Source organism: Achromobacter sp. UBA2119 (assembly GCF_002331005.1).
GTDB classification, from domain to species: domain Bacteria; phylum Pseudomonadota; class Gammaproteobacteria; order Burkholderiales; family Burkholderiaceae_B; genus Achromobacter; species Achromobacter animicus.
Window position 1 is genome coordinate 362,849 of record NZ_DCYD01000015.1, and the last position, 11,716, is coordinate 374,564.

The window sequence follows — 11,716 nt, forward strand, 5'->3', positions numbered from 1 at the left end:
GTTATAGAAGTTCTGATTGATGCGATCAATAGCTTTTTAACGGCGTTAACCATCTGTTTCTTATTCAGGGGGCGGTCAGCTCCGGTCTTGCCGCAATTGAACCCCGGGGCGCGCTGGCGTATAACCCGAAGCGGCGCCGCCCGCGATCATCCGGGCGGCGGAACGCCCCAGCCGGTTTGGCAGGCGGCCAGAACCTCAAGGAGCGTGAGATGAATTGCGTGTCCCGAATGCTGCATTTGCATGACTGGTTTTCCCGCTTGCCTGCCACCTCCGGCGATGCCGCCCGACGCCTGCGTATGACGCGCGTCGTCCTGGGCTTGGCGGCCGGAACGTCGCTGGCGTTTGGCGCCGCGGCGCAGCCGCAGAATGCCGGCCAGCCTGCGTCAGCCCCCGCGACCCAGACTGCTGCCGCGCAACCGGGCGCCGGCCAACAAGACTCGTCCGCCGCGCGCGCGCTGCAATGGCCGCGTAGCTTCACCGCACCCGACGGCAAGCGGGTCGAGCTGTACCAACCGCAGATCGACACCTGGACCGCCGGCCGCCTCACCGGCCGCATGGCGGTGGCGGTGGGACCGGCCAAGGGCAGCCCGACCTACGGCGTCGCCGAGTTTTCCGCCCGCGCCGACGTGAACAAGCCGGCCGGGCTGGTGCGCCTGTCAGACCTCCGCGTCGAACGCGTGCAGGTGCCCACCGCGCCGCAGGAGGCCGCGCGCCTGCGCAGCGAACTCGAAGCCCGCATCCCCGCCAACGGCGTGGTCACGCCATTGGATGCGCTGCAACTGAGCTATGCGCTGTCGCAGAACAACCCGCCCGCCAAGACCGTGCCGGTGAACAACACGCCGCCGCGCATCATCTACCGCACGGTGCCGGCGATCCTGGTGCTGGTGGATGGCGCACCCGCGTGGACCCAACTGCCCGACACGCAGGGATGGCGCCGCGTCATCAACACCCGCGCGCTGATCCTGGGCGACAACGCCGGCCGGTTGTACCTGCAGGCCGCGGGCCACTGGTACGAAGCCGGCGACATCAACGGGCCGTGGAGCACCGTGGCGCAACCGTCGCCCGCGCTGCTTGCGGCGGCAGACGCCGCGCGCCGCGGTCCGGCGGCGGACCCGTTGATGCCGCACGACGGCAAGGCGCCGCACCGCGCGCCCGATATCGAAGTGTCGACCGTGCCCGCGGAACTGCTGATCACGATTGGCCAGGCCGAGCTGCGGCCGGTGCCGGGGACTTCGCTGCTGTCGGTCACCAACGCCGACCACGCCGTGTTCATGAACCCGGGCGACAACCGTTACTACCTGCTGGTGTCCGGCCGCTGGTTCCGCGGCGCGCGGCTGGAAGGGCCATGGTCGTATGTGCCGGGCAAGGATCTGCCGCGCGATTTCGCGCGCATTCCGCCGCGGGATCCGCAAGGCGGGGTGCTGGTGTCTGTGCCCGGCACGCCGCAGGCGCGCGAAGCCGTGATCGCATCCACCATTCCGCAGACCGCCACGGTGTCGCGCAGCGCCGCCAAGCTGCAGGTCGAATACGCCGGCGGCGCGCCGGTGCTGCGGCCCATCGACGGCACGACCCTGCACTACGCGACGAACTCGCCAGTGCCGGTCATCCAGGCGGAAGGCCGCTATTACGCGCTGTCGAACGCGGTGTGGTTCGTGTCGGACTCGCCAACCGGACCGTGGCGCGTGGCCGACCATGTTCCGGCGGCCATCTACGCCATTCCCGCCAGCTCGCCGCTGCATTACGTGACCTATGTGCAGGTCTACGGCGCCACGCCGCAAAGCGTGGTGTTCGGCTATTCACCCGGCTACATGGGCGTGGTTGTGGCGCCAGACGGCACCGTCGTCTACGGCACGGGCTATTCCTATCCGCCCACGATCGTGCAGAACACCTGGGTCGGCTATCCGCCCAGCTACGGCTACAACGCCGCCTTCGATTCGGCCGCGGGCTTTGCCTTCGGGTTTGCCGCCGCCGAGGCCTGGGGCGGCGCGGCGCCGTATTGGGGACCGTACTATGGCGCGCCCTATTGGGGCGGCGTGGACGTCAACAAGGTCGACGTCTACGGCGCCTGGGGCGGTTCCGGCACGGTCACGCACGCGGCCGGCTGGAACGGCTGGACGGGCACCGAGTGGCAGGGCGCCCACGCCGAAGGCTACAACCCGCAAACCGGCGCCGCGTTTGAAGGCACGCGCGGCGCGGCCTACAACGAGTACACGGGCAACGCCGCCGCCGGACGCCGGGGCGCGTACACCGATCCGGTCACGGGCGCATCGGGCGCGGGCCGCGCGGGCGCGGTAGAGAACGACGACGGCCAATGGGCCGCGGGCCGGCAGAACGTGCGCACCAACGCCGACACCGGCCGCACCACGTACTCCGCCGCCAGCGCGACCGGCACGGCGGGCCAGGGGGCCGACAGCGTCGACCGGCGCGGCGCCACCTACAACCGCAACACCGGCAGCGGCGCGGCGTGGAACAACGGCAACGTCTATGCGGACCACAACGGCAACGTCTACGAGCACAACGACAACGGCTGGCAGCAACACACGTCGTCGGGGTGGCAGCCGGTTCAGCCGAACACGCAGTCCAATTACCTGAACGCACAGCGTCAGGCGCGCGATTATTCAACGCAACCGGGCGGCATGGATGGCGGAGGCTGGCAGAACCGCATGAACGAGTCCGCGGGCGGTTGGCAAGGCCGCAGCGACGGCGGCTGGCAGGGGCGCGCGGAGGGCGGCTGGCAGGGCCGCGGGATGGAGGGGCGCAGCTTTGGCGGGTTTGGCGGGTTCCGGGGCGGCGGCTTCCGGCGTTGAGTCGGTAGGGGCAGCGCGCTCACGTGGCGCGCAACGCGTGCCGGCTCGGCGGCCGGCACGCATGTTGTCTGTAGTCAGTCCTGCACCAGGTACGCTTGTCCGCCCGGCTTCAGATAAGCCGCCAGATCGCTGAACGGCACCTGCGCCAGCGTGCCAAGACACACGCCCGACGCGTGCCCCACGCCCGACACCGACAGGCTCAGCGCACCCGGAGCGCTCGCGCCCAGCGCAAGATACGTGGGCCAAAGATCCCAGCAGCCTTCCTTGGAGCGGTCTTCCGTCAGGCCCGCCTCGTCGCGCGCCGCCAGGGTTTTCTGTACCTGGCCGGCAAGTTCCTTCAGCGCGGGGCGCGGTTCGCGGTTGTTCGGCTCGTAGGCGTCGAACACGCGATTCCAATCCAGGGTTTCGCCGCGTAGCAAGTCCAGCGTGTAAGGATCGAAGTGGTTGTTGGGATGCGCGCCGCCGCAGTCCAGGCTGCCGGACTCGGTCACGGTCATCATCGCGCTGGACAGCCACGGTACGTTGACGACCTCTTCCTCGTAGTTGCCCAGCGTGCCCGCGGACGGGCCGTCGCTGGTGTAGGCCGTGGCCTTGCAGGCCAGTGCTGCGTGGCTCATGCGCCAGTGGCGCTGTTCGAGCAGATGGTTGACGCGCGCCATGACCGCTTTGTCCGGATGCCGCGACAGGCGCGGGTAGCTGAACTGCGTGCGCGGATCGCGCCACATGCGATAGGCCACGGTGGCGCTGCCGATGTCGTCGCCCACGGGCTCGGCATGGCCCGCTAGTTTGAGCGTGTCGTAGGGCACGCGGGCCGCGTCGATCTCTACGCCGAACTCGATGCCGTCATCGGGCGTCAGCGCGCTGGCGTCGTACTGCGCAACACGCTTGAGCGTGAAGCTGCGCTGCTTGCCCGTGCGCGTGTCGATCCAGACCCCGCGATAGCCCTGCGCGTCGAGCGTGCCTTGCCAGGTGGCGGCAGGCTTTGCGCCCGGCTGTTTGGCGGCCTGGTACGTCAGCGGCTCGGCCAGCGATTTGCCGGTGCCTTTGAGCGGAATGTCGACGCCGTTCTTGGGATAGAAGTAGCGTCCGGTCAGCTCGCCATCGGCAGCCGCGCTGTCCAGCTCCATCACGATGTCGCCCACGCCTTGCAGCGTGCCCGTGTAGACGGTGCGCTCGGCGGCGCTGGCCTCGCCGGGCGCGTGCAGCAGCAGGGCCAGCGCCCAGGCGCCAAACGGAATCGAAAGCGGGCGTGCAATGGGAAAGGGCATCTGCGTGGTGGACCCTGAGACGTGGGCCGGTCAATATACCCGACGCATCAGGGCTTTAATCTGCTGACCGCCACTGTCCAACGCCGGGGTCCACGCCAACGCGCCGGCCATCTGCCCAGACCTGTTCCTCTTCCAGCCGCGACGCCGTTCCGGTGTCGACGTCGAAGACAATGCCAAGCGCCCGCGCAACCGCCGGATCTTCGATCGGCAGCTCCCAGGTCAGAAAGAGTTGGGACAGATCTTGGTCATCGGCAAAGTCCGCATCGTCGTACCCGCTTTGATGCCGGCGAATCACGGCGTGCGGCTGGCAGGTGTCGAAGACGATGGCCACGCCGCGTGTGAGCGCAATGCGGTGGCCGGTGCCGGGAAAATGCACGTCCAGACCCTTGTCGTCGGACAGGAACAGATTGCAGAACGCCGCGCTGCCGTATTGACTGCCGTCGTGGTGATAGCGCGCGCCGCGGCAGGCCATCAGCGCCATGTCGCTGGCGCCCAGCACATCGCCCAGCCCTTGCGCGCGCGTCCAGTCGCGCATGGCTTGCACGCACTCGCCGAATTCCGGCCAGCGCGCGCGGGTGCGGGACAGCGGCATCTGCTCGACGTCGCCGGGTTCGAGCAGCAGCCGCGTGCGGATCTCGCGATCCCAATCGGCCAGCAGACGCGCCGGCGGCGCGGGCACGTTCAGGTGGCCCGCGAGCAGCCGGCTGCTGACGCTGCGGCTGCGCAACACGTCATCGTGCGCGTAAAAGAACGACGTCAATTGGTCCTGCATTGGGTGATTCATGACTGCAATGGGTGATTCATGAGCTGCGCCTGCCGCGCCTAACCTCCGCGTCCTTCATAAGCGCCTTCGTCGCCGTCCTCGTCTTCCATCGCGGCCTGCGCGCGTTCCAGCAGATAGCGCTTCAGGCCTTCAAGTCCATCCGGCGTCCAGTCCGTTACGCCGGTCACCGCAACCCATGCATCCACATAATGCTGCGGCGCATAGACGTGTCCATAGCCCATGGGCGTCGCCGTGCCCACCGCCATGTCCAGCGCCAGCTGCAACATCGTCACCACGGGATACCAGCGCAGCTCGGGCGACACGTCCGGTCCCATCGGTGCGTTCATCCACGCGGGCGGACGGTACAGATCGCGATAGTCGAAGAATGTGACCGGGTCGCTGGCGTATTGCAGGTAGACGACACGCATCGGCCCCCACGGCGCGTCGGCTGGCACCGGCGAGCCGTGCTGGTTCATGAAGCGCACGAAGGCGCCGTCGCGCAGCTCGGGCAGCCACGCGGGCGAGCCGGGATTGCGGGCGTCCGTGATCTTGCGCCAGACCCGGCTCTCAAACGGCGGGCCGCTCCACAACGCGCCCTGGATGGGATCGCCGATCAACTCGAACAGTTCGGCCGAGCCGGCGGAGTTCATGGCGCCCAGGCTCAGGCCATGCAGATACAGCCGGGGCCGCCGGTCCTTGGGCAGCGTGGTCCAGTGGCCATACACCGCCTGGAACAGGGCGCGCGCCGCCTCGGCGCCGTATTCGGGTTGCGCCAGCAGCGACAGCGGGCTGGACAGATACGAATACTGCATTGCCACGCTGGCCACGTCGCCATTGAGCAGGTATTCCAGCGAGTCGGCGGCGGCGGGGTCGACCCACCCCGTGCCGGTCGGCGTGATGACGACCAGCACCGAGCGGTCGAAGGCGCCGACGCGTTTCATCTCGTCCAGCGCAAGCTGCGCGCGGGCCTGCGGCGTGGCCGCGCCGCGCAGGCCGACATAGACGCGGATGGGTTCCAGCGCCTCGCGTCCCGACTGCGTGGTGATCTCGCTGGCTGTCGGGCCCGACGCGATGTATTCGCGGCCCGCACGGCCCAGTTCATTCCAGCGGATCAGCGACGCCGGACCGCCGGTCTTGTTATCGGCAGTCGGCTGCGGGCGTTCGGGTTCCAGCAGCGCGTCGAATTCTTTGAACGAGGCGTCCAGCACGTGCAGCGCGCCGCGGAAGAACACGTCGGTCGCCAGCAGCCAGAAGATCAAAAGGGCGATGGCCGCGCCCGTGACGTTGGCCACACGCCGCGGTACGACACGCCGCACCTGCCGGGTCAGATAGCGCGCGATCAGCTTGAACAGCCGCGCCAGCGCCAGCAGCACGGCAAACGTCGCGAGGGCGATCAGGCTGACCTTGATGGGATGTGCGCTGGTCACGGGTTCCATCTGCATCAGCGCGCGGATGGTGTTCTGCCATTCGGCCGCGCGGCCCAGGAATACGATCGCCACGGACACGCACAGCAGGCCGATGACGGCATTGATGATGCGCGCCGTCCGGCCGCGGGGTTCGGGCAGTTCCATGTAGGCCCACAGCCAATGCCACAGCACGCCCAGGCCATATCCCGCCGCAAGGCAAGTGCCGGCAAGCACGCCCTGCGTGACGTGGGTGCGGGGGATGAGGGTGGGCGTCAGCGCCGCGGCAAAGAACAGCGTGCCGAGCATGAGGCCGACGCCGGATAGGGACTCCAGGTGCGAGCGCAGGAAGGTAGGCAGGTGGCGGGGCAAGGTCTGCTGCACGGTGGGCGTCCTCATCCGGGAGGGAATGGCGGGGATTCTCGCACGTTGCCGCGCGATGGTCGCGGGTGACGATGATTGTGGGTGCCGAGACGGACGGGGCTGTCAGTCGCGGTCGGGCGCGCCCAGCGGAAAGAGCGTCCGGTAGGGCCGGGCCTCGTCGACCGCCCGCGCGAACGACGGCCGCGCCAGCAGCCGCGCGCGATAGGCCCGCAGATGCGGATAGGCGTCGGCGATCGGGTGGGTCCAGTCGGCGTAGAACAAGGCGGGCGCGGCGGCGCAGTCGGCCAGCGTGAAGTCCGCGCCCGCGGCCCATGTGCGCGTGGCAAGCTGCGCGTCGATCCAGGCGTAGGCCAGTTCCAGCTTCTGCGCGGCCAGCGCCCGCGCTTCGTCACGTTTGGCGGGATCGCCGGTCAGCGCGCCGTTCACCGCGTGCTGCATCCAGTACATGACGTGCAGGTCGAAATAGCGGTCCAGAAAGCGCACGTCCAGCGCGGCCATCGGGTCGGCGGGAATCAGCCGGACCGGGCCGGGGTGGGTCAGTTGCAGGTATTCGATGATGATGCTTGATTCAACGACGTCGCGTTCGCCGTCGACCAGCAGCGGAAACTTGCGCAGCGGCCAGCGCTCGATCCAGTCGGCGGCATGCTGGGGCGTGTCGGGCCCGATGCTGCGGAACTCGAACGGCGTGGCGTTTTCGTACAGCGCAATCAGTGTCTTCTGCGTGTAAGACGAAAAGGGATGACCGTAAAGTGCAGGCAGCATTCTCGGAGTCTCCTCGGACGTGGCTCACAGGTTAATGGGTCTCGGGCTGTTTCACCAGACGGACGCCGCCGCGACGCCGCCGTGCGCACCGGGCGCGAAAAGGAATACAGTGCATGACGGATCCCGGCGCAACGGCTCGGGGCCGACACCAACAATACGGAGACAGGATGGATACGGCAGGCAAGCAGGGCGCCAGCGTGCGCGAACAGGTCGGCGAAACGGAATGGCAGGTCCGCAAGGACCTGGCGGCGTTGTACCGGCTGGTGGCGCTGTTCGGGTGGGACGATCTGATCTTCACGCACATCACCGCCAAGGTGCCGGGCACGGAGCATTTCCTCATCAACCCCTACGGGATGATGTTCGACGAGATCACCGCGTCCAGCCTGGTCAAGATCGACCTGCACGGCAACAAGGTGATGGACTCGGCATACGACATCAATCCGGCCGGCTTCACCATCCACAGCTGTATCCATGCGGCGCGCAAGGATGCGATGTGCGTCCTGCATACGCATTCGATCAACGGCGTGGCGGTCTCGGCGCAGAAGGCGGGCCTCTTGCCGCTGTCGCAGTTCGCGTTCATCGTGCTGCGCTCGCTCAGCTACCACGACTACGAAGGTCTGGCGCTCAATCCCGACGAGCAGCCGCGCCTGGTGCGCGACCTGGGCGCCAACAACTACCTCATCCTGCGCAACCACGGCCTCTTGACCGTGGGTCAGAGCATGGCCGAGGCCTTTCAGGCCATGCACCGGATGGAAGCGGCCTGCATGGTGCAGGTGCGCGCCCAGGCGGGCGGCGAACTGACCCACATCCCCGCGGACATCCTGGCCCGCGCGGCGGTGGAGTCGCCGGCTGACCGCGCCCACAAGGCCCAGCTGGCGTGGCCGGGCCTGCTGCGCCGGTTGGACCGGCGCAATCCGGGCTACGCGGAATAAGCGTGAAGGCCGGTGTCTGACACCGGCCAGCAGCACGTCGCCGACTACTTCTTCGCAGCCGGATCCGCCGACAGGAACTCGGCGCAATCCGGCAGCGGCGTGGCCGGCTGGTACGTCGCGTCGCCGGCATTCCATGTGTAGGTGACGGTGTAGCTGCACTGCTTGTCCGCCTGCGGCGCGAGCTGCGCCTTGGTCAGGGCGGGCCGCGCGCTTGAATCCGCGAGACGGCTGGCGCCGGCTGGCGAGCGGGTGGCCTGCGTCTTCACCAGCAGATCCGGCAATTCCTTGCCCGGCAGGGCCTTCAACGATGCCGTGAACTGATAGACATCGCTGCACTGCCCGGCGCGCTTTTCCTGGTCCGCCTCGTTGAAGCACGCCCGGATGGAGGCATCGGCCGTGTACGGCATGACGAGCACCAAGCTCGCGCCGGCCTGCTCGCCCAGATTGACGTCGTACAGATACAGATCCCGGCGTTCGAATCCGCCGCCCGAGAACGGGGTCGACGCCTTGAAATCCGGCTCCGCCGGGCCGATCACGCCGACCAGCGCCCGCTCTTCGCTCAAGCGGATCAGTTCCGGCCAGACCTTGAAGTCCTTGAAGTCGGGAATGTCGGGCGAGTCCCAGAACCGGTAGTCGGCGCGCAGGGTCCTGCTGGTCGCGAAGGGACCGTTTTCGTTGAACGCGCCGTCCGTCTTGATGCCCACGCACCAGTCGGTCTGTGCGTTGCAATACAGCTTGTTGTCCGCGTTCAGCTTCAGGGGCTCGGTATCGGGGGCGGCCAATGCCGCGGCGGGCAGGGCGGCGCAGAGCAGCAGGGCAAACACTTTTGACACGATTCTTCCTTCTTGTGGGATGCGCGCGGGCCGGTATGTTACGGCCCGCGCAGCGCCGCTGGGGCGCGCCACATTTTGTAGGGAGTCGGGTCATTGCGCGCGACCCGATGGTGTCAAAAGATGAACAAACGTATCGGAGTCGATGCCGTTCGCGCCGGCGGCCTCAGTCGCGCACCGGGCCGTCGGGCGTATCGGTTTCCACCAGCCGGGCCAGTTGCAGCAGCGATTCCTGCCAGCCCAGGTAGCACATCTCGGTCGGGATGACCTCGGGAATGCCCTCCTGCACGATGGTCAGTTCCGTGCCGCACGAGACCTGCCGCAGGTTGATGGTCGTCGTCATCTCGCCCGGCAGGGCGGGATCGTTGAAGCGGTCCGTGTAGCGGATCTTCTCGCCTTCCACCAGATCCAGGTATTCGCCGCCGAACGGCTCCAGGTGGCCGGTGGCGAAGTTGCGAAAGGCCATCCGGTGCTTGCCGCCCACGCGCGCGTCCAGTTCCTGGACCGAGCAGGTGTAGCCATAGGGCGGAAGCCACTTGGCGACCGCGTCGGGTTCGAGAAAGGCGCGATAGACGCGGTCGGGGGAGGCGCGCAGGACGCGCAGGTGTCGTACGGTTCCGGTAGTCATGGTGTAGTCCGCCTTGATTTGAGGGTGGGGGCATGACTACGACGAACCGCCGGCACCCGGATCGACACGGATTTACCTGGGGATTTCCCTAGGTCATGGCGTCTGTCCCGATTGCCGCAGGCGTTCAATGTACGCCGTCAGCGTCTCGGCGTGCCGCTGCTCGGCGCGCAGGCCGACGTGGCCGTCCGCCCGCACCGCCAGCAGCATCATGTCGCCCACGCCCATCCGGGCCGCCGTGGCGGGCTCCAGGTACGCGTCCACGTCGGTCACGCCGTCGCTGGCGGTCAGGGCCACCACCACCTCGATGATGTAGCCGTCAGCCAGCGCCATCAGCTGGCGGCGCAGGTCCGACAGCGGCTGCTGCGCCGTGCCGGGGCCGCCAATCAACAAAACGGTGTGCCCGCGCCGCTTGGCGTACTCGTGCAGCTTGCCCCGGCCGCCGGTGGAAAACCGCACGTCGATATGGTCCGGCAGCCGCTGGCCCGGCCAGATGGCCTCGTGCCGGTCACCCATCACGATGGGTGAGCCGGCATAGTCGATGTCGAGTTCGGCTTCCGACACGGCCTCGCGGTGCCGCGCCTCGGGGTTGCCGAAGGCCGCGCGGATCGCCAGATCGCGCGCGCGACGCTCTGCGTTGCCCTGCGCCATCTGCGCGCTTTCGGCGGCATCGCCCGACGCCATCACCATGTCGGCCACGGGCCGGCGCTCGGCGTGATAGCTGTCCAGCAGCGCGGGCGAACAATGTCCTTGGCAGACCAGCGCCAGCTTCCACCCCAGGTTGTAGGCATCCTGCAGGCCGGTGTTCATGCCATGTCCCTGCGCCGGGCTGCATGTGTGCGCGGCGTCGCCCGCCAGCAGCACGCGGCCGGACCGGAACGCGCGCGCCACCTTGGTGTGACATTCGAAGCGCGCCGGGTGCGAGACGTTGTAAAAGCCGGCGTCGGGCAGGTAACGCCGAAGCGTGGACAGCGCGTCCTCGACCAGGTCCGACTCTGCGGAGCTGGGGCGAAGGTAGACGCGCCAACGCTCGCCGGGTAGCGCGGTCAGAATTACCGGAATCTTATCCAGGTAGGCGTAATTCGCCTCGAACGCCTCCGGCCAGTCGGGGATGGTGGCGTCGAACACGGCCCACGGCTGGTTGATGTCGTGGCCGTCCTGCTCGATACCGGTCAGCATCCGCACGGTGCTGTGATGCCCGTCGCAGCCGACGACCCACTGCGCCAGCACCTGCGACAGCTTGCCGCCGCGCTCCACGGTGGCCAGCACGCCGTCTTCCTGTTCCTGCAATCCCACCAGCTTCGTGGCGCGCGTGACCTTGCCGCCCAGCCGCGCCAGATGGTCGCCCAGCACCGTCTCCGTGACTTCTTCCGAAATGCCGATGTTGAAGGGATAGCGGCTGCCGGCCAGTTCCAGGTCGATGATGCCCAGTTCGCTGCCGCCCGCGTGAATGCGGGCGCGCCGCTGCTTCACGCCCGCGGCCAGCAGGGGTTCGATGATGCCCAGCGTATCCAGGATTTCAAGTGAGCGCGGATGCACGACGGTCGCGCGGTCCCAATCCAACGGGCGTTCGTGCGCATCGATCAGCAGGCAGTCAACGCCGCGGCGCTGCAATTCGGCGGCGGTCAACAGGCCGGCAGGGCCCGCGCCCACGACCAGGACGGAAATCGAGATCACCATGTCTTGCCCTCAGCAATGTGGTCATCAAGTCCTGCCGCAAGGGATGCAGCCTGCCCGGCAGTCGGAAGCAGCGCGGTCGCGCCGATGCTGCCGGCCGCACGACAAAGGCGGCGCATTGCGCCGCCCCTGCCGTTTCGCGTGTTGCGAAATTAAAGCAGCGCCATGGCGCCGTCAACGGCAATGCGCGGCGCCGCGCGTGCGTCGGGATGGCGCCCGTTGCAACGGTATGGATGCATCAGTGCGCGCGGTCTCCTGCGATGGG

General features: G+C 68.0%; 9 protein-coding genes. 2 read left to right on the forward strand and 7 right to left on the reverse strand.

Annotated elements, in window-relative coordinates:
* Positions 1 to 209: 209 nt before the first annotated feature.
* A complete protein-coding gene (locus B3098_RS16070; RefSeq protein ID WP_286897702.1) occupies positions 210 to 2,807 on the forward strand; it encodes a carbohydrate-binding family V/XII in 2,598 nt (865 codons plus the stop codon).
* 74 nt (positions 2,808 to 2,881) lie between these two features.
* Here the strand turns inward: B3098_RS16070 and B3098_RS16075 are convergent, their stop codons facing one another.
* From B3098_RS16075 to B3098_RS16090, 4 genes are all read right to left on the reverse strand, one after another.
* Positions 2,882 to 4,075 carry a hypothetical protein gene (locus B3098_RS16075; RefSeq protein WP_286897704.1) on the reverse strand — a complete coding sequence of 398 codons (1,194 nt, stop codon included), beginning with the start codon at positions 4,073 to 4,075 and terminating at the stop codon, positions 2,882 to 2,884.
* Between the two features lie 55 nt (positions 4,076 to 4,130).
* Positions 4,131 to 4,847, reverse strand: a complete 717-nt coding sequence (locus B3098_RS16080; protein WP_286897705.1) for a hypothetical protein — start codon at positions 4,845 to 4,847, stop codon at positions 4,131 to 4,133.
* 50 nt (positions 4,848 to 4,897) lie between these two features.
* On the reverse strand, positions 4,898 to 6,625 hold the full coding sequence (locus B3098_RS16085; protein WP_286897707.1) for an alpha/beta hydrolase: 1,728 nt from the start codon (positions 6,623 to 6,625) through the stop codon (positions 4,898 to 4,900).
* 102 nt (positions 6,626 to 6,727) lie between these two features.
* The gene (locus B3098_RS16090; RefSeq protein WP_286897708.1) at positions 6,728 to 7,387 is read right to left on the reverse strand and encodes a glutathione S-transferase family protein; all 660 of its coding nucleotides are present in this window, start codon (positions 7,385 to 7,387) and stop codon (positions 6,728 to 6,730) included.
* 167 nt (positions 7,388 to 7,554) lie between these two features.
* On the opposite strand from B3098_RS16090, the gene B3098_RS16095 reads away from it, so the two are divergent.
* The gene (locus B3098_RS16095; protein ID WP_175184497.1) at positions 7,555 to 8,319 is read left to right on the forward strand and encodes a class II aldolase/adducin family protein; all 765 of its coding nucleotides are present in this window, start codon (positions 7,555 to 7,557) and stop codon (positions 8,317 to 8,319) included.
* Between the two features lie 44 nt (positions 8,320 to 8,363).
* On the opposite strand, the gene B3098_RS16100 is transcribed toward B3098_RS16095, so the two are convergent.
* The 3 genes from B3098_RS16100 to B3098_RS16110 form a co-directional block, all read right to left on the reverse strand.
* Positions 8,364 to 9,152 (reverse strand): hypothetical protein, encoded by a 789-nt coding sequence (locus B3098_RS16100; RefSeq protein ID WP_286897710.1) that lies wholly within the window; start codon positions 9,150 to 9,152, stop codon positions 8,364 to 8,366.
* 163 nt (positions 9,153 to 9,315) lie between these two features.
* Positions 9,316 to 9,777: an SRPBCC family protein gene (locus B3098_RS16105; RefSeq protein ID WP_286897713.1), complete on the reverse strand. Its 462-nt coding sequence runs from the start codon at positions 9,775 to 9,777 to the stop codon at positions 9,316 to 9,318.
* A gap of 93 nt (positions 9,778 to 9,870) precedes the next feature.
* Entirely contained in the window at positions 9,871 to 11,454 is a 1,584-nt protein-coding gene (locus B3098_RS16110; protein WP_286897715.1) for an FAD-dependent monooxygenase, read from the reverse strand.
* Positions 11,455 to 11,716 lie beyond the last annotated feature (262 nt).

Coding starts and splice junctions, on each gene's coding strand:
- B3098_RS16070 (WP_286897702.1), top strand. CDS start 210: ATGAATTGCGTGTCCCGAATGCTGCATTTGCATGACTGGTTTTCCCGC.
- B3098_RS16075 (WP_286897704.1), bottom strand. CDS start 4,075: ATGCCCTTTCCCATTGCACGCCCGCTTTCGATTCCGTTTGGCGCCTGG.
- B3098_RS16080 (WP_286897705.1), bottom strand. CDS start 4,847: ATGCAGGACCAATTGACGTCGTTCTTTTACGCGCACGATGACGTGTTG.
- B3098_RS16090 (WP_286897708.1), bottom strand. CDS start 7,387: ATGCTGCCTGCACTTTACGGTCATCCCTTTTCGTCTTACACGCAGAAG.
- B3098_RS16095 (WP_175184497.1), top strand. CDS start 7,555: ATGGATACGGCAGGCAAGCAGGGCGCCAGCGTGCGCGAACAGGTCGGC.
- B3098_RS16105 (WP_286897713.1), bottom strand. CDS start 9,777: ATGACTACCGGAACCGTACGACACCTGCGCGTCCTGCGCGCCTCCCCC.
- B3098_RS16110 (WP_286897715.1), bottom strand. CDS start 11,454: ATGGTGATCTCGATTTCCGTCCTGGTCGTGGGCGCGGGCCCTGCCGGC.